16 protein-coding genes and 2 tRNA genes are annotated in these 15,177 nt (G+C 73.1%); 5 read left to right on the top strand and 13 right to left on the bottom strand.

Annotated elements, in window-relative coordinates; genetic code table 11:
• Nucleotides 1-68: 68 nt before the first annotated feature.
• Nucleotides 69-1,244 (bottom strand): metallophosphoesterase, encoded by a 1,176-nt coding sequence (locus tag ACFFHU_RS02055; RefSeq protein ID WP_377335075.1) that lies wholly within the window; start codon nucleotides 1,242-1,244, stop codon nucleotides 69-71.
• A gap of 94 nt (nucleotides 1,245-1,338) precedes the next feature.
• On the opposite strand from ACFFHU_RS02055, the gene recQ reads away from it, so the two are divergent.
• On the top strand, nucleotides 1,339-3,177 hold the full coding sequence (recQ, locus tag ACFFHU_RS02060) for a DNA helicase RecQ (RefSeq protein ID WP_377335077.1): 1,839 nt from the start codon (nucleotides 1,339-1,341) through the stop codon (nucleotides 3,175-3,177).
• Between the two features lie 47 nt (nucleotides 3,178-3,224).
• On the opposite strand, the gene ACFFHU_RS02065 is transcribed toward recQ, so the two are convergent.
• The 10 genes from ACFFHU_RS02065 to ACFFHU_RS02110 all read right to left on the bottom strand — a co-directional run bounded on the left by ACFFHU_RS02065 (nucleotide 3,225) and on the right by ACFFHU_RS02110 (nucleotide 9,986).
• Nucleotides 3,225-3,551: a DUF1048 domain-containing protein gene (locus ACFFHU_RS02065; RefSeq protein WP_377335079.1), complete on the bottom strand. Its 327-nt coding sequence runs from the start codon at nucleotides 3,549-3,551 to the stop codon at nucleotides 3,225-3,227.
• 1 nt (nucleotide 3,552) lies between these two features.
• Entirely contained in the window at nucleotides 3,553-3,909 is a 357-nt protein-coding gene (locus tag ACFFHU_RS02070; protein WP_377335081.1) for a DUF1048 domain-containing protein, read from the bottom strand.
• Nucleotides 3,906-4,232, bottom strand: coding sequence for a PadR family transcriptional regulator (locus ACFFHU_RS02075; protein WP_377335083.1), 327 nt, complete (start codon nucleotides 4,230-4,232; stop codon nucleotides 3,906-3,908). Before ACFFHU_RS02075 ends, ACFFHU_RS02070 begins: the two co-directional genes overlap by 4 nt.
• Nucleotides 4,233-4,360: 128 nt before the next feature.
• On the bottom strand, nucleotides 4,361-5,560 hold the full coding sequence (locus tag ACFFHU_RS02080) for an RtcB family protein (RefSeq protein ID WP_377335085.1): 1,200 nt from the start codon (nucleotides 5,558-5,560) through the stop codon (nucleotides 4,361-4,363).
• A 209-nt stretch (nucleotides 5,561-5,769) separates the two neighbouring features.
• Nucleotides 5,770-5,898, bottom strand: a complete 129-nt coding sequence (locus ACFFHU_RS02085) for a hypothetical protein (protein WP_377335087.1) — start codon at nucleotides 5,896-5,898, stop codon at nucleotides 5,770-5,772.
• A gap of 73 nt (nucleotides 5,899-5,971) precedes the next feature.
• A complete protein-coding gene (locus ACFFHU_RS02090) occupies nucleotides 5,972-6,211 on the bottom strand; it encodes a phosphotransferase-like protein (protein ID WP_377335089.1) in 240 nt (79 codons plus the stop codon).
• A gap of 9 nt (nucleotides 6,212-6,220) precedes the next feature.
• A complete protein-coding gene (locus ACFFHU_RS02095; RefSeq protein WP_377335091.1) occupies nucleotides 6,221-6,427 on the bottom strand; it encodes a type 2 periplasmic-binding domain-containing protein in 207 nt (68 codons plus the stop codon).
• A gap of 185 nt (nucleotides 6,428-6,612) precedes the next feature.
• Nucleotides 6,613-7,413 (bottom strand): SDR family NAD(P)-dependent oxidoreductase, encoded by an 801-nt coding sequence (locus ACFFHU_RS02100; RefSeq protein ID WP_377335093.1) that lies wholly within the window; start codon nucleotides 7,411-7,413, stop codon nucleotides 6,613-6,615.
• A 102-nt stretch (nucleotides 7,414-7,515) separates the two neighbouring features.
• Nucleotides 7,516-9,210, bottom strand: a complete 1,695-nt coding sequence (locus ACFFHU_RS02105; RefSeq protein ID WP_377335095.1) for an ATP-binding protein — start codon at nucleotides 9,208-9,210, stop codon at nucleotides 7,516-7,518.
• A gap of 23 nt (nucleotides 9,211-9,233) precedes the next feature.
• Nucleotides 9,234-9,986, bottom strand: a complete 753-nt coding sequence (locus tag ACFFHU_RS02110; RefSeq protein ID WP_377335096.1) for a winged helix-turn-helix domain-containing protein — start codon at nucleotides 9,984-9,986, stop codon at nucleotides 9,234-9,236.
• Between the two features lie 374 nt (nucleotides 9,987-10,360).
• Here ACFFHU_RS02110 and ACFFHU_RS02115 point away from each other — a divergent pair, with 374 nt between their 5' ends.
• From ACFFHU_RS02115 to ACFFHU_RS02125, 3 genes are all read left to right on the top strand, one after another.
• Nucleotides 10,361-11,212, top strand: coding sequence for a pyridoxal-phosphate dependent enzyme (locus ACFFHU_RS02115; RefSeq protein WP_377335097.1), 852 nt, complete (start codon nucleotides 10,361-10,363; stop codon nucleotides 11,210-11,212).
• A gap of 150 nt (nucleotides 11,213-11,362) precedes the next feature.
• Nucleotides 11,363-12,649 (top strand): MFS transporter, encoded by a 1,287-nt coding sequence (locus ACFFHU_RS02120; protein WP_377335098.1) that lies wholly within the window; start codon nucleotides 11,363-11,365, stop codon nucleotides 12,647-12,649.
• 148 nt (nucleotides 12,650-12,797) lie between these two features.
• The gene (locus ACFFHU_RS02125; RefSeq protein WP_377335099.1) at nucleotides 12,798-13,010 is read left to right on the top strand and encodes an SHOCT domain-containing protein; all 213 of its coding nucleotides are present in this window, start codon (nucleotides 12,798-12,800) and stop codon (nucleotides 13,008-13,010) included.
• Nucleotides 13,011-13,124: 114 nt separating this feature from the next.
• On the opposite strand, the gene ACFFHU_RS02130 is transcribed toward ACFFHU_RS02125, so the two are convergent.
• Nucleotides 13,125-13,197: transfer RNA gene (locus tag ACFFHU_RS02130), tRNA-Arg, on the bottom strand.
• Nucleotides 13,198-13,231: 34 nt separating this feature from the next.
• A tRNA-Ser gene (locus tag ACFFHU_RS02135) sits at nucleotides 13,232-13,321 on the bottom strand.
• Between the two features lie 846 nt (nucleotides 13,322-14,167).
• Here ACFFHU_RS02135 and ACFFHU_RS02140 point away from each other — a divergent pair.
• Nucleotides 14,168-15,133, top strand: coding sequence for a hypothetical protein (locus ACFFHU_RS02140; protein ID WP_377335101.1), 966 nt, complete (start codon nucleotides 14,168-14,170; stop codon nucleotides 15,131-15,133).
• Nucleotides 15,134-15,177 lie beyond the last annotated feature (44 nt).

Raw genomic sequence — 15,177 nt, forward strand, 5'->3', positions numbered from 1 at the left:
GCGGGACTCGTCGCTACCGGTTCCGTACCTCGCCACGACCCCGGCACTCCCCGCGACCTCGAAAGGGGCTACCCCGCCCGCAGGGTGAGCAGGGTGATCTCGCTCGGCGCGAAGATCCGGAACGGCGGCCCCCAGAAACCAGTGCCCCGGCTCGTGTAGAGCTGGGTCCGGCCGTGCCGGCTGAGGCCCTGCACGACCGGCTGGTCGATCCGGACCAGGTAGTGGAACGGCCACATCTGACCGCCGTGGGTGTGCCCGGACAGTTGCAGGTCCACGCCGGCCGCCACCGCGGCGCCGATCTGCTTCGGCTGGTGGGCCAGCAGCAGCACGGGCAGCCCCGGGTCGGCGCCGGCCAGCGCCGCGGTGTGGTCGGCCCGGTGGCCGGCCACCCCGGACGACGCCGCGGTCGCGTCGTCGACGCCCGCCACGATGAGCCGGGCGCCGTCCCGCTCCACCACGACGTGCCGGTTGTGCAGCGGCTCCCAGCCGAGGACCCGCATGTGGTCGACCCAGCCCTGCGCCTCGCCGTAGTACTCGTGATTGCCCGTCACGTACACCCGGGCCAGCCGGGCCCGGACGGCACCGAGCGGCGCGGCCTGCTCCCGGCGCTGGTCGACCGTGCCGTCGGCGATGTCGCCGGTGTGGCAGACGATGTCCGGGGCCAACCCGTTGACCACCTCGATCGTGCGGGCCGACCAGCCGGCCCGGTCGATCGGGCCGTAGTGGGTGTCGGTCAGCAGCGCCACCCGGACCCCGTCGAGACCCGCGCCGAGCCGGTCGACGGTCACGTCCACCCGCCGGACCCGGGGCACTCGCATGGCCTCCGCGTACCCCCAGATGGCCAGGACGACCGAGACGGCCGCCGCGCCGATCGCCACGGCCCGGGACCGGACCGGATCGGCCACGCCCGCGGCCGCCAGCGCGAGCCGGGCCACGTTGCCGAGCAGCGCCCACACGAAGAGGATCCAGACCAGCCCGAGGAGGGTGTCCCCGGCGCGAGCCGCCGCGTCCAGCCGCCGGCGGCCGTGCCCGAGAACCATCAGCGCGGGAAACGCGGCCAGCGCCACGACAAACACCGCCGTGCCGGCCGCCACCACCGGCGCCGGCCAGCGCGCCGCGACCATCAACGTCCACCAGGGCAGCCCGAACAGCAGCACGAGGACCGTGACCAGGGTCGCACCGGACGCCAGCGGTCGCAGCGACCGTCGCGCCGGCCGCACCTGTACGGCGTCGCCAGCAGCCATCGTCATCCTCCCCTCGGATCCGTGCAGCATGACACGACCCAGTGCGGATCGACCACGCCCGGGAACTGTCGGCGGGCTCCGTAGACTTCGACGGATGGACTCCCTCGTCGACGCGCAGACCGAGCCGCCCCTGGCGGTGCTCCGGCGGGTCTTCGGCTACGACGCCTTCCGGGGCGAGCAGCGGGAGATCATCGAGCACGTCGTGGCCGGTGGGGATGCCCTCGTGCTGATGCCCACCGGTGGGGGCAAGTCGCTGTGCTACCAGATCCCCGCGCTGGTGCGGCCCGGCGTGGCCGTCGTCGTCTCACCGTTGATCGCGCTCATGCAGGACCAGGTGGACGCGTTGACCGCGGTCGGGGCGCGGGCCGGCTTCCTCAACTCGACGCAGGACCTGACCGAACGGCGCCGGGTCGAGGCGGCGTTCGTGGCCGGCGAGCTCGACCTGCTCTACCTCGCGCCCGAGGCGCTGGGCAGCCGGTCGACCGTCAACCTGCTCGACCGGGGCACGATCGGGCTGTTCGCCATCGACGAGGCGCACTGTGTGGCGCAGTGGGGGCACGATTTCCGCCCCGACTATCTCGCGCTGTCGATGCTGCACGAGCGCTGGCCGGACGTACCGCGGATCGCCCTGACCGCGACGGCGACCACCGCGACCGCCGCCGAGATCGCCACCCGGCTGGACCTGACGGCGGCCCGGCACTTCGTGGCCAGCTTCGACCGGCCCAATATTCAATACCGCATCGTGCCGAAGCGGGAGCCGCGCAAACAGCTGCTCGACCTGCTGCGCACCGAGCACCCCGGGGACGCCGGCATCGTCTACTGCCTGTCCCGGGCGTCGGTGGACAAGACCGCCGAGTTCCTGGTGCGCAACGGCATCACCGCCCTGCCTTACCACGCGGGTCTGGACGCGGCTACCCGCGCCGCCAACCAGCAACGATTCCTGCGCGAGGACGGCCTGGTGATGGTGGCCACCATCGCCTTCGGGATGGGCATCGACAAGCCGGACGTACGCTTCGTGGCCCACCTCGACCTGCCCAAGTCCGTCGAGGGCTACTACCAGGAGACCGGCCGCGCCGGCCGGGACGGGCTGCCGTCCACCGCCTGGCTGGCCTACGGCCTCCAGGACGTCGTCCAGCAGCGCAAGATGATCGAGTCGTCCGACGGCGACCTGGCCCGCCGGCGGGTGCTCGCCGCCCACCTGGACGCCATGCTCGCCCTCTGCGAGACCGTCGACTGCCGCCGGGTGCGGCTGCTGCGCTACTTCGGCCAGGACGGCTCGCCGTGCGGCAACTGCGACACCTGCCTCACCCCGCCGGAGTCCTGGGACGGCACCGTCCCCGCGCAGAAACTGCTGTCGACCGTGCTGCGGTTGCAACGCGAACGCAACCAGAAGTTCGGCGCCGGGCAGTGCATCGACATCCTGCTCGGCCGGCACACCGACAAGGTCAAGCAGTACGACCACGACTCGCTCACCGTGTTCGGCATCGGTGGCGAGCTGTCCGAGTCCGAATGGCGGGGCGTGGTGCGGCAACTGCTCGCCCAGGGACTGCTCGCGGTCGAGGGCGACTACGGCACGCTGGTGCTCACCCCGGCCAGCGCCGAGGTGCTGAGCCGCAGTCGTACCGTGTCGATGCGCCGCGAGCCCGAGCGGCCGGCGTCCTCCTCCCGGGCCGCGAAGGCCCGGTCCGCGGGCACCCCGGCCGTCGAGCTGCCGGCCGGCGCCGAGCCGCTGTTCGAGCGGCTCCGGGCCTGGCGGGCCGCCACCGCCAAGGAGCAGGGTGTCCCGGCGTACGTGGTGTTCCACGACGCGACGCTGCGGCAGATCGCCGCCGACCCGCCGGCCACGCTGGCCGAGCTGTCCCGGGTCAACGGGGTGGGGGAGAACAAGCTGGCGAAGTACGGCGAGCAGATCCTGGCCACCCTCGCCGAGTGACCGCACCTAGTCGGTTGCCGGTTGGCTGGCGGCTATGGCGCGTTGGGTTACTTCCGGTCCGCGCCGGGGTTGTGGTGGATGGATTCCTGGTAGATCTCGGCGTAGGTGCGCGAGTCTGAGATCAGGCCGTCGCAGAAGGCGGCCACGTCGGCGCCGACGAGTTCCAGGACTCCCTTTCCGGCCGCGGCGCCTTCCTCGAAGAAGTCGACGATTCCGGGAAGCAGCCCGCCGCCGGCCAGGTCGACCGGTCCCACCTTGAACAGGTACCGCTGCATCTCCTGGTAGACGATCCGGTAGTCCGGCGGAAGCGCCTTGACCCGCGCCACGTGCGCCCGCCACTGCTTCTTGCCCTCGATGATGTCCTGGATGCCCACGTCAGCCTCCCAGCCGGCCAAGTTTTCTGGCGACGTTTCTGTTCAACTGCTCACGCCACCGATCGCGATAGGTCCGCGCACCCTCTCCACCGGCCAGGGCCGCACAGAAGCCCGGGATGTCGTCGCCGAGCACCTCGGGCAGGCGCTGCCCGTCCGCCGCCGCCTCTTCGAGCAGTCCCAGCGCGGCGTCGAGGATCGGCGTCAGATTCCGACCCGTGAAGCCCGCGTACGGAAAGAGGTGGCTCTTGATCTGTTCCCACGCCGCCCGGTAGTCGGCCGGCAATGCCTCCGCCCGGACGTCGAACGCCTGCCATTCCCTGCTGAGATCGGCGCCGGTGATGGTGTCCCAGAAGCTCATCTCCCGCCCTCCTTGAGCTTGTCGATGCGAGCCGAGACGTACTGCCATTTCGCCCAGAAGGCCGCGAGTTCCCGACGCCCGGCGTCGTTGAGGGCGTAGAACTTGCGCGGCGGGCCGACCTCGGATGGTCGTCTCGTCACCTGCACGAGCCCGTTGCGTTCCAGCCGCAGCAGGATGGTGTACACCGTGCCTTCGGTGACGTCGGTGAAGCCGAGTTCGTTGAGCCGACGCGTGATGGCGTACCCGTAGGTCTCCTCGCCGGCGATGATCTGAAGCACGCAGCCCTCGAGCGTGCCCTTCAGCATCTCGGTCAGGTCGTCCATCGCGGCTCCCTATTCGGCTTGCCCCGGTACCTCGTACCACCGAGTACCGCTACACGGTATCACCGAGTACCGCCGGGATGCCACCACCACCCGGCTGAGGTGGTGGTGGCATCCCGGGCGCCGACCGGCTATCCCTTCACGCAGACGACCTGCTTGAGGTGCGCAACCACCTCGACCAGGTCGTCCTGCTGCTTCATGACCTCGGTGATGTCCTTGTACGCGGCGGGGATCTCGTCGACCACGCCGGCGTCCTTGCGGCACTCGACCCCGGCGGTCTGCGCCGCCAAGTCGTCGGTGTCGAAGGTGCGCTTGGCCTGGCCGCGGGACATCCGCCGGCCGGCGCCGTGCGACGCCGAGCAGTACGCGTCGGGGTTGCCCCGGCCGCGCACGATGTACGACCCGGTGCCCATCGAGCCGGGGATGATGCCCAGGTCACCGCGGCCGGCCCGGATCGCGCCCTTGCGGGTGACCAGGACCTCCACCCCGTCGTAGGTCTCCTCCGCCACGTAGTTGTGGTGGCAGGAGATCGGCTCGTCGTAGGTCACCTGCGGCAGCTGCTCGCGCAGCACGTTGCAGAGCACGGCGAGCATGACCGCCCGGTTGCGCCGCGCGTACTCCTGCGCCCACCACAGGTCCCGCCGGTAGGCGTCCATCTCCGGCGTGCCGGCGAGGAACACCGCCAGGTCCCGGTCGGGCAGGTCCGTGTTGTGCGGCAGGGCGCGGGCGGCCGCGATGTGCCGCTCGGCCAGCTCCTTGCCGATGTTGCGGGAGCCGGAGTGCAGCATCAGCCACACCCGCCCGGCGTCGGGGCCACCCTGCTCGAGGCACACCTCGATGAAGTGGTTGCCGCCGCCGAGGGTGCCCAGCTGGTTCTGCGCCCGGCCGGAAAGCTTCGCCACCCCGACGTGCAGGTCGGCGAACCGGCGCCAGAAGGCGTCCCAGCCGGCCTGCTCGAGGCCGCGTACCCGGCGGGGATCGACGGCGCTGGCCCGCTGGGCGAACCCGACCGGGATGGCGTCCTCGATCCGCCGGCGCAGCGCGGCCAGATCGTCGGGCAGGTCGTCGGCGGTGAGGGAGGTACGCACCGCCGACATGCCGCAGCCGATGTCCACGCCCACCGCGGCCGGCGAGACGGCCTGCCGCATGGCGATCACGGAGCCCACGGTGGCGCCCTTGCCGAAATGCACATCGGGCATGACGGCCACGCCCTGCACCCACGGCAGCGCGCCAATGTTGCGCAGCTGCTGGGCGGCCTGCGGCTCGATGCCGTACGGGTCGGTCCAGACCCGCACCGGCGCCCGGGTGCCGGGCAGCGGGGTGTACGTCATGACGGTGCCTCCTGTGGTCGATCGAGCTGACGGGGCTTGGTGGACCCGCCCGGGCTCGAACCGGGCGCCCCCGCCGAACCGGATCCTCCGGGTTACGACGCCGGTGCACGGCCGGTCGTGCTGCGCTGGCTTGCTGTGGTGATTCGGATACGAAAGAAGCCGCCCTACCCCTTGGCCGGGTGGGCGGCTTCCGCGTCTTCCGCGGGGCGCTAGCCGCGCCACCTGCCCAGCGTCTGGGGGTTCCACCGGTCATCAAGGCCGCGCCCGACGCACGCGGGCAGCACGACCCGGCGGAGCGGCATGGACCGCTTCGACTCGCTGGTGTGCGTCCGCAACATGGGTGGCTCCTGGTTCAGGGGTTGACCTTGCGCATTGACGGTAAGGGCCGCGTGGGTGGCGGGGCAAGGTCTTTTAGGGGCGGGACTTAACCCCCGAAAACCGGTCCGAGCTGCTTGAGCACGGACGCCGCTCGAGACCCAGACCGTCGACGATCGACCGGTGTACCTCCGGCGGCATCGACGGGAACATCCGGTCCGCCTCGATATGGGCGAGCGGAATCTGTGACTGGCGCTGGATCTCCCGGGCCAGGCTGGTCTTGCCCGCGGAGCTCGGACCGGTGAGCACGACGACGATAGTGCGCTCGGGAGGCATCTCGCGCCGTCAGGCCGCGGCCTGGGCGGACTCGACTGCGGCCGCGACGAAGGCTCGGAGTCGCGCGGTCTCGCGCGCGGTCGGCCACACCGGACCCCAGTGCAGCGGCGGCGCGTCCCGGAGCGGGACATAGACCACGTCGGGACGGGCGTAGAAGCGAGTGACGTGCTCGCCGACGACGAAGGTCCCCTGGCCGGCGCCGATGAGCGTCAGCACCTCCTGGAGCGTCTCGGCCGCTGGAACGTCGTCGTCGGCAGACGCGCCGGGCGCGACCGGCGGGAGCGAGCAAGGCGCCGCGACGAGGCGTACCCGATCAAGATCCTCGATTGACACGGACGTGGCCCGCGCGGCCTTGCCGGCCCGCATTGGCCGACGTCCGGCACACCGCGTCCCGGGGCCGGTCACGGAGTCTGCCGGGCGACCAGCAGGGCCTCGGTGCGCTCCCGCAGCCGGGCACGGAACGCCGGGTCGTAGGCCTGGTCGAGTGCCCGCGCGGGCTGCGTGCCGTTGAAGTACCGACCGGTCACCCCGGCCAGGCCGGGGTCGACGACCAGCCGCAGCGTCGCGCGCAGCCCCTGCTCCAGCGAGTCGATGGTGCCGTAGCGGGACTCGCGCACCATCGCGGTCGGCATCAGCGACGCCGGGTGCAGGCAGTTGGCCGTGACGGCGGTACCGGCCAGTTCGTCCGCGAGGTCGAAGGTGTGCGCGATCAGCGCCAGCTTGGACCGCCGGTACGCCTCGATCCCGGCGTACTCCCGTTCCATCATCAGGTCGTCGAGGTCGATCGGACGCTGCCCGGCCGACGCGACGTTGACGACCCGCGCGGAATCGGACCGGCCCAGCGCCGGCAGCAACAGCCTGGTCAACAGGTACGGCGCCAGATAGTTGACCGCAAGACGCAACTCGTACCCGTCGCGGGACAGCTCCCGACCGGCGCCCGGCGCGCCGAACCCCACACCGGCGTTGTTGACCAGCACGTCGAGCCGGGTGGCCCGGTCGTCGACCCGGGCCGCGAGTTCGCGTACCTCGTCGAGGGACGACAGGTCCGCGCGGATCGCCACCGCGCCGGTCTCCCGGGCGACGTCGGCCAACCGCCCGGCGTCGCGGCCGTGCAGGATGAGGTGGTGCCCGGCGCTTGCCAGTTCGCCCGCCAGGGCCCGCCCCAGCCCGTCGGAGGCGCCGGTGATCAAGATGTTCGCCACGGTCCCAGTCTGCCGGGTCAAGCTGGTCGAAACGTACGTTCTGCGGTCGGGTCAGCGTGGCGAGCAGCGAACGGGCGACGCCGAACTCGACGGTGAACCCGTTCAGACGACTTCGGTCGACAGCGGACGGGTCCAGTTGCGGGTCCAGGCGGCGAGTAGCTGGTCGAGGTCGGCGGGGTCGAGAGGCTTGGGCAGGTGGGCGTCGAAGCCGGCGCTGCGGCTGCGGACGCGGTCGGTGTCGGCGGCGAACCCGGAGACGGCGATCAGCCGGGTGCAGCGGTGGGTGCGGCTGCGGCGTAGCCGGCGGGCGATGGTGTAGCCGTCGTTGTCGGCGTCGAGGGCGAGGTCGCACAGGATGAGGTCGTAGGAGGTGCGGCGGGCAGCGGACAGTGCGGCGGCCGCGGTGGTGGCGACGGTGACGGTGTCGCCGCGATCGGTGAGCAGCCGTTGGTACATGGCGGCGAGGTCCTCGTTGTCGTCGATGAACAGGATCCGCAGCGGGGGCCGGGGCGACGGGGCGGCCGGTTGCCGATCGATGACTGGCCGCTGGGTCAGCGGGAGGCGGACGGTGAAGGTGGCGCCGGTGCCGGGGCCGTCGCTGTGGGCCGTGGCGGTGCCGTCGTGGGTTTCGGCGATGCCGCGGACGACGGCCAGGCCGAGGCCGAGCCCCGCGGGTGCGCGCTGCCCGGCTGTGGCGGCGCGGACGAACGGGTCGAACAGGCTCGCGGCGCTCTCCGGCGGGAAGCCGGGGCCGGCGTCGCGGACGTCGATTTCAGCGTAGCCGTCCCCGACGGTGACATCGACGGTGATTGAGGTGCCTGCGGGGGTGTGCTTGTGGGCGTTGTCGAGCAGGTTGGTCAGCATCTGCACGAGCCGGACCGGGTCGCCGTCGACGGTGACGGCGGTGTCCGGCTGCCCGAGCCGGATCGGGGGCCCGTCCCCGGTACGGGCGGCGCGCATGGCATGGGCGTCGCGGACGGTGGCAGCTACCAGCGGCCGCAGGTCCAGCGGGCGGCGGCTGGTGCGCAGCCCGCCGGTGAGGGCGCGGGCGGCATCGAGCAGGTCGTCGGTCATCCGGGTCAGCGCGGTCAGTTGCCGTTCGAGGACGGCCCGGGCGGGGTGCTCGGGGATGTCGAGGCCGAGCACGTCCAGGGCCGCCCGGGCCGAGGCGAGGGGATTGCGTAGCTCGTGGGAGAGGGTGGCGATGAAGCGATCCTTGGCCTGCTGCTGCGCTCGAAGTACGGCGCTGGCGGCGGCGAGTTCGGCGTTTACCTGCTGCAGTTGCCGGTTGGTGTCCTGCAGTTGGCGGCCGCGGGTGAACAGGTCGGCTTCCATCTGGTCGACGCGGGTCTGCAGCGCGGCGGCGGCCTGCTCGTGGGCGGCGCCGGCGCGGCGCAGTTCTACCAGGTCGGTGACGTCCTGGACCCGGTGCACGATGTAGGCGACGGTGCCGTCCTCGGCCGGCAGCGGCGTGTTCACCGGGCTCCAGTAGCGCGGCACGAACGTCCCGTCCGGCGCGCGCACGTCGTAGCGCTGCAAGGCGAGTGCGTCGGGTCTGCCCGTGGCCACGACGGTCTGCAGGGATCGGCGTAGGTTGCGGACCCCGTCGGCGTTCGGGTCGTCGGGGTTGTCGGGGAACACCTCGAACATCGGCCGCCCGACCACTGCCGCTCGGTCGATCATGGTGGCGGCGGCGTATGCGTCGTTGACGGTGACGATGGTGAAGTCCGCCGTCATGATCAGATAGGGCGAGGGCAGCGCGTCGAACAGCCGCCGATAGTCCAGCGTCGGCATCATGCCGGGCCGCCTCCTCTGCCGGGTCAGGGGTCGAGGCGGTAGCCGACCCCGCGGACGGTGACGATCCGCAGCGGGGCGACGCCGGCCTGGGTGAGCTTGCGGCGCAGCCGGTAGACGTGTTCGGCGACCGCGGAGCGCTCGCGTCGCTCGGCGGCCGAGCCCCACACGTCGGCCAGCAGCTGCCCGGCGGTGAACACCTGCCGGGGCGCCGCGGCGAAGGTGGCCAGCAGGTCGAACTCCAGCGCCGTCAGCGCGACGGCTTGGCCGTCGATGCTGACCTGCCGCGACCGGGTGTCGACCGCCAGGGCCCCGACGCGGTGCACCGTCTCGTTGCTCGCCGTCCCGGCCCGGCGCAGCACCGCCCGGAGGCGCGCCCCGAGCTCGGGCAGGGAGAACGGCTTGACGACGTAGTCGTCGGCGCCCAGCTCCAGGCCGAGGACCCGCTCGTGCTCCTCGGCCCTACCGGTCAAGATGACCACCGGTAGGTGCCGGCCGGCGATCACCCCACGCAGCAGATCCAGCCCGCTGCCGTCGGGCAGCATCAGATCAAGGACCAGCAGATCGAGCGGATGCGCGCGCAGCAGCGCGGCGGCGCCGCGCACGTCACCGGCGGTCACCACGGCGAACCCGTCCCGGATCAGGTAATCGACGGTCATGGCGACCAGATCGGATTCGTCGTCCACGACCCCGATCAGCGGACGCCGGGTCCGCGCCGACAGCTGCCCAGGCGAGTCGTTGTCGACCTGCCGTGGATGCGCAGGCGATGGCGTAGCCATCCCCGCACGGTAACACCGAGACAGTCCCGCTCCCGCAGCCGAAACGGGTGAGCACCATTCGAGCGCAGAACGACAAGGCACCGCCCCCGGCGGCCTCGGGTGAACCCGAACGGCAGACCGACGCGGACCGAAGCAGACCGCCACCGGCGCCGGCGCCGGCGCCGGCGCCGACCGACGGGAATACCGTGGTCCAACGCGCCGAACAGCTGCACCGCAGGGTGGCAACCGCGCTCGAACGCTCCGACGCACGTCTGCGCCGCGTCGACGCCCTGCTGGCGTCCTCGCGCCGCCGGCTGACCGGGCCGGCGAAGTAGGCCCGCGGGGCCCGTCTCCGCCGGCCTGCAGCTTCCGTGGCCCGGTGGTTGACTCCCGGCATGATTGCTCTTGGCACCTGGCCCACCCCGATCGAGGAGGCCCCGCGACTCGCCGCCCGGCTCGGCCTGGACCGCCTGCTCATCAAACGGGACGACCTGGTCGGTCTGGGCGGGGGCGGCAACAAGGTCCGCAAGCTGCAGTACACGTGCGCTGAAGGCGTCGCGGCCGGGGCCCGCATGCTGATCACCTCGGGCGCGCCGCAGAGCAACCATGCCCGGCTGACCGCTGCCGCCGCGGCCCGGCTCGGGCTCGGCTGCATCCTGGTGCTGACCGGTGAGCGACCGGCAGACCAGCGGGGCAACCTGCTGCTGGACGACCTGGCCGGTGCCGAGATCGTTTGGACCGGCGACCGCGCGTCCGACGACGTGGTCGCCGAGGTGGCCGCGGCGCATTCGGACGCGTACGTGATCCCATTCGGCGGCACCTCGGCGACATCCCTTCAGGGCTACGTCGACTGCGCCCGCGAACTGCGCGAGCAGGCCGGCGACTTCGATCACCTCGTGGTGGCAGTCGGCTCCGGCGGCACGATGGCCGGCCTGGTCAGGGAGCTCGGCCCGGAACGGGTCCTCGGCGTGCACACTGGCGCCGTCCCCGACTCCCGCACGGTCGTCGCCGACCTGCTGGACCTGGACCCGGCCCTGCTGCGCATCGACGACAGTCAGGTCGGCGCCGGATACGGGACAGTCACCAAAGCGGTCCGCGAGGCGTTGCGCGTCACCGCCCGCGTCGAGGGCATCTTCCTCGACCCGACCTACACCGGGCGGGCGATGGCCGCCCTCCTGGCCAGCGGTCTGCGCGGACGCGTCGTGTTCCTGCACAGCGGCGGACTGCCCGGACTCTTCGCCCACTGACAGGTTGTGATGGCCACGGTCGGCCATGGTGCGGGCGACGCAGGCCACCCTGACCGGCAGCCACGGACACGACGTACCCATCCCCGTGTTCGAATGGACCGGGCCTTCGACCCGGACAACCGAGACCGGGCGGCACGGACGGGAGCGGCAGTGACGGACCAGACCCTGACCACCGACGTGTCCCCGCGGCGGGGATTGACGCCGTGGCGGGCCGTCGTCGGGTTCGGTGTGGTGAGCCTGGCCGCCGACATGGTGTACGAGGGCGCCCGGTCGGTCACCGGCCCGCTGCTGGGCGCGCTCGGCGCCTCGGCGCTGGTGGTGGGGCTGGTCACCGGCGCGGGCGAGGCGATGGCGTTGCTGCTGCGGCTCGCGTTCGGCCCGCTGGCCGACCGGACCTCCCGGTACTGGGCGCTGACGCTGGCCGGCTACGGCCTGACCGCCGTGTGCGTACCGCTGCTCGCCCTCGCGCCGGTGCTCGGCGGCGCCGGACTGGCGGTGGCCTGCGGGCTGATCGTGGCCGAGCGGGTGGGCAAGGCGGTCCGCAGTCCGGCGAAGTCGGCGCTGCTGGCCCGGGCCGCCGGGGCGGTCGGCCGGGGCCGCGGCTTCGCCGTGCACAAGGCCCTCGACCAGGTCGGCGCCTTCGCCGGGCCGCTGCTGGTCGCCGCCCTGACCGCCGCCACCGGCGTGCTGTGGCCCGCGCTCGCGGTGCTGGCCGTTCCCGGCGCCGCGGCGATGGGCCTGCTGCTGTGGATGCGGCGCAAGGTGCCGGACGCCGCCGGTCACGAGGCCACCCCGCCGGCCGTACCGGGGCAGCGCCGGCCCACCCGGGTCGCGGGCTGGCTCGGGGTGGATCTTCCCCGCCGGTTCTTCTGGTTCGCCGCCGCGGCCGGGGCCTCCACGACCGGTCTGGTGACGTTCGGGCTGATCTCCTACCACGCCAGCCGGGTCGGCCTGATCACCGTCGCGGCGGTGCCGGTGCTGTACGCCGCGGCGATGGCCGCCGAGGCGGTCGCGGCGCTGGCCAGCGGGCACCTCTACGACCGGTGGGGCGGCCGGGTGCTCTACGCGCTGCCGGTCATCGCCATCGCCGTACCCGCGCTCGCCCTGTCCCGCAGCGGCGTAGGTCTGCTCGTGGGCGCCCTGCTGTGGGGCGCGGCCGTCGGCGTGCAGGACTCCACGGTCAAGGCGCTGGTCGCCGACCTGGTGGCCGCCCCACGCCGCGCCACCGCGTACGGGGTGTTCGCCGCCGTGCAGGGCGTGGCCGCGCTGGCCGGCGGCGCCCTCGCCGGGGGCCTCTACAGCCACTCGCTGCCCCTGCTGGTCGTCCTCCTGTGCGCCTGCCAGGTCACCGCGGCGGCGCTGCTGGCCGCGGCCCTCACCCGCCGGTCGGCGCCCGGCGGCACCACCTCCGGCGACCGGGCGACCGTCGGCGGATGATCGCGATCCCGGTACGGGTCGGGACCATCGGCCCGTACCCGGGTGACCCGCTGCCCTGCCGGGGTGTGGCTCGCGGCCGTAGCGTCCGGATCAGGAGCAGACGTGCGGGATCGGCAGGGGGTGAGCGGCGATGGTGGGTTACGGCGGGATGGCCGCTGGGATGTGGCTGTGGTCGCTCCTGCTGGTAGTGGCCCTGCTGGTCCTGGGTTATTTCTGCATGCGGCTGTTGGCCGGCGCCGGGTTCTCCGGTCGCGCGCGAACCGATGGCGAGGACACCGCCCGGCGGATCCTCGACGAGCGGTACGCCCGCGGGGATATCGACGAGGAGGAGTACCGGCGGCGGCGGGACGTGCTCCGGTGAGCCGGCCGGGGCTGGCAGCCACATCGCACCCGTGTGACACCCACCGTCCACGCAGGCCAGACAGCAAGAAGGGCCTGAGCCGCGTTTCCGCAGCTCAGACCCATCATGATCCTGTGCGCCCGAAGGGACTCGAACCCCTAACCTTCTGATCCGTAGTCAGATGCTCTATCCGTTGAGCTACGGGCGCAGGTGCCCGGCAAGCATACACACCCGGGCGACCGCGGAGACTCCGGGATTCGAACCCGGGAGGGGCGGTTAACCCCAACCGCATTAGCAGTGCGGCGCCATAGACCAGACTAGGCGAAGTCTCCCCGGTGGTCGTGGACCACCGACGGTCGAGGATACAGGGCCGGCGCCGGCCGGGGCAAAGCACCTTCGCCGTCGGCCGGTCCAGCGCCCCGCGAACCCTCGGCGGCACGCCGATCGATCTCCTCAACAGGTGTGAAACCTCACTCACGACTAGGCTTCCGACCATGGAGGAGCAGCCGGACAAAGATCAACCCACCCGCCCTGCGGCGACGCCACGCCAGCGGGCCCGACGCGATCCGAGCACCGGAAGCTCCGCCGCTCCGGCCGGCTCCGGTGCCGACCGCGCCGCGCCGGCCCCGGATTCTCCGCCGGCGGGTTCCGGGCCGCGCCAGGCCGGACGAACCTCCGGTGCGCCGGCGGGCGCCGGGCCACGCCGCACCGGCGAGTCCTCGGGTACGCCGGCTGCTCCGGCGCGGCCTCGGCAGGCGGGCAAATCCGCCCCGGCCGTCCTGTTCCAGCCCCCCGCGCCGATCGAGGAGCAACCCGCGGCGCCCGAAGGGTCCGACCCACCCGCGAGGGCCACCGGACCGGCCGAGGCGACCCCGGTCACGAAAAAGACCCCGCCCGCGAAGGCCACGCCGGCTCGGAGGGCAAGCCCGGCGAAGGCCGCCGCCAAGAAGGCCAGCCCCGTCAAGAAGGCCGCACCGGCCCGGAAGGCCACCACCGAGACGACCGCGCCGGCAAAAACGACCGCCGCCGGGACGACCACGCCGGCAAAGACGACCGCCGCCGGGACGACTATGCCGGCGGAGACGGCCACGCCGCAGACGACCACGCCGGCAGAGACGGCCGAGGCCCGGCCATCCGTGCCAGCGGCCGCCACGACGGCCACGCCGCCAGCCGGGCCCATGGCCGACGCGACCGCCCCCGCCGGCGGGCTCTTCGAGACGAAGGCCACCACCGAGGGCGTGAGCGCCGTCGGGGAGACCGCACCGGCGAAGAAGCCGGCCCCGGCCCGTAAGGCCGCCACGAAAAAGACCGCAGCACCCAGGAAGGGTGCGCCAGCCAGAAAGGCCGTCGACCCGGCCGCAACGCCGGCCGGGAACGCCAGCGAGCCGACGCACCACGAGCCGCCGGCGCAGGGCGGATCGCCGAGCCGCCAGGACCAGCCGCCGGGCGACGAGGCGGTGCCGCCCCGCGCTCCGGCTCCGGCCGTACGGGAGCAGAGCGCGCCTGCCGGTCGTACCCCCATGGGGGCCGGACCGGTGCGGCGGGTGCTCGACCGGCCGGACCGGGCGGCGGAGCTGCTCGCCCAGGCGGCGGTCGAGCTGGTCGGGCCGCGGGCCCGGGACTGGGCCGCGCGGACCCGGGAGGCCTACCCGGCGGCCGGGCCGGACGGGCTGGCCCGGCTGGCGAGCCGGCGCTACACCCGGCTGGCCGGCGCGGGCGCGTTGCTGGCCACGGCGACCGGCCTGCTGGCCCCGGTGGCCGAGCTGGCGGCCGTGGCCTGGGCCCAGGCGGGCCTGATCCTGCACCTGGCGGCCGCTTACGACCGCGACCCTACCGACCCGGAGCGGGTGGTCGACCTGCTCGTGCTGACCGGGGCGCACCCGGACGCGGCCAGCGCTCGGGATGCGCTCGGCGGGTCGGACCGGCGGCCGGGCGTCGGCGACCAGCCGGTACGGCGGCTGCTGGAGGGCGGGCGTCGGATCGCGGCGCCGTTCGCCGCGCAGTCGAGCGGCTGGATGGCGCTGCGGCTGGCCGCTCGGGGAATCCCCGGCGGTGGCCCGTTGACCGCCGCGGCAGCCAACGCCGACGCCACCCAGCGGCTGGCCGCGCGGGCCGCGGCGCACTTCCGGAACGCCGGGCGCTAGCCGGATCGGCGCCGTTAACAGGGGCCCCTTGCTATACAAAAAGC

This window comes from Plantactinospora siamensis (assembly GCF_042434095.1).
Lineage (GTDB): Bacteria > Actinomycetota > Actinomycetes > Mycobacteriales > Micromonosporaceae > KBS50.

What these genes read in the sequence shown, in the direction of transcription:
- ACFFHU_RS02055 (WP_377335075.1), bottom strand. Translation starts at nt 1,244, where the DNA reads ATGGCTGCTGGCGACGCCGTACAGGTGCGGCCGGCGCGACGGTCGCTG.
- recQ (WP_377335077.1), top strand. Translation starts at nt 1,339, where the DNA reads ATGGACTCCCTCGTCGACGCGCAGACCGAGCCGCCCCTGGCGGTGCTC.
- ACFFHU_RS02070 (WP_377335081.1), bottom strand. Translation starts at nt 3,909, where the DNA reads ATGAGCTTCTGGGACACCATCACCGGCGCCGATCTCAGCAGGGAATGG.
- ACFFHU_RS02075 (WP_377335083.1), bottom strand. Translation starts at nt 4,232, where the DNA reads ATGGACGACCTGACCGAGATGCTGAAGGGCACGCTCGAGGGCTGCGTG.
- ACFFHU_RS02080 (WP_377335085.1), bottom strand. Translation starts at nt 5,560, where the DNA reads ATGACGTACACCCCGCTGCCCGGCACCCGGGCGCCGGTGCGGGTCTGG.
- ACFFHU_RS02085 (WP_377335087.1), bottom strand. Translation starts at nt 5,898, where the DNA reads ATGTTGCGGACGCACACCAGCGAGTCGAAGCGGTCCATGCCGCTCCGC.
- ACFFHU_RS02090 (WP_377335089.1), bottom strand. Translation starts at nt 6,211, where the DNA reads ATGCCTCCCGAGCGCACTATCGTCGTCGTGCTCACCGGTCCGAGCTCC.
- ACFFHU_RS02105 (WP_377335095.1), bottom strand. Translation starts at nt 9,210, where the DNA reads ATGATGCCGACGCTGGACTATCGGCGGCTGTTCGACGCGCTGCCCTCG.
- ACFFHU_RS02110 (WP_377335096.1), bottom strand. Translation starts at nt 9,986, where the DNA reads ATGGCTACGCCATCGCCTGCGCATCCACGGCAGGTCGACAACGACTCG.
- ACFFHU_RS02115 (WP_377335097.1), top strand. Translation starts at nt 10,361, where the DNA reads ATGATTGCTCTTGGCACCTGGCCCACCCCGATCGAGGAGGCCCCGCGA.
- ACFFHU_RS02125 (WP_377335099.1), top strand. Translation starts at nt 12,798, where the DNA reads ATGGCCGCTGGGATGTGGCTGTGGTCGCTCCTGCTGGTAGTGGCCCTG.
- ACFFHU_RS02140 (WP_377335101.1), top strand. Translation starts at nt 14,168, where the DNA reads ATGGCCGACGCGACCGCCCCCGCCGGCGGGCTCTTCGAGACGAAGGCC.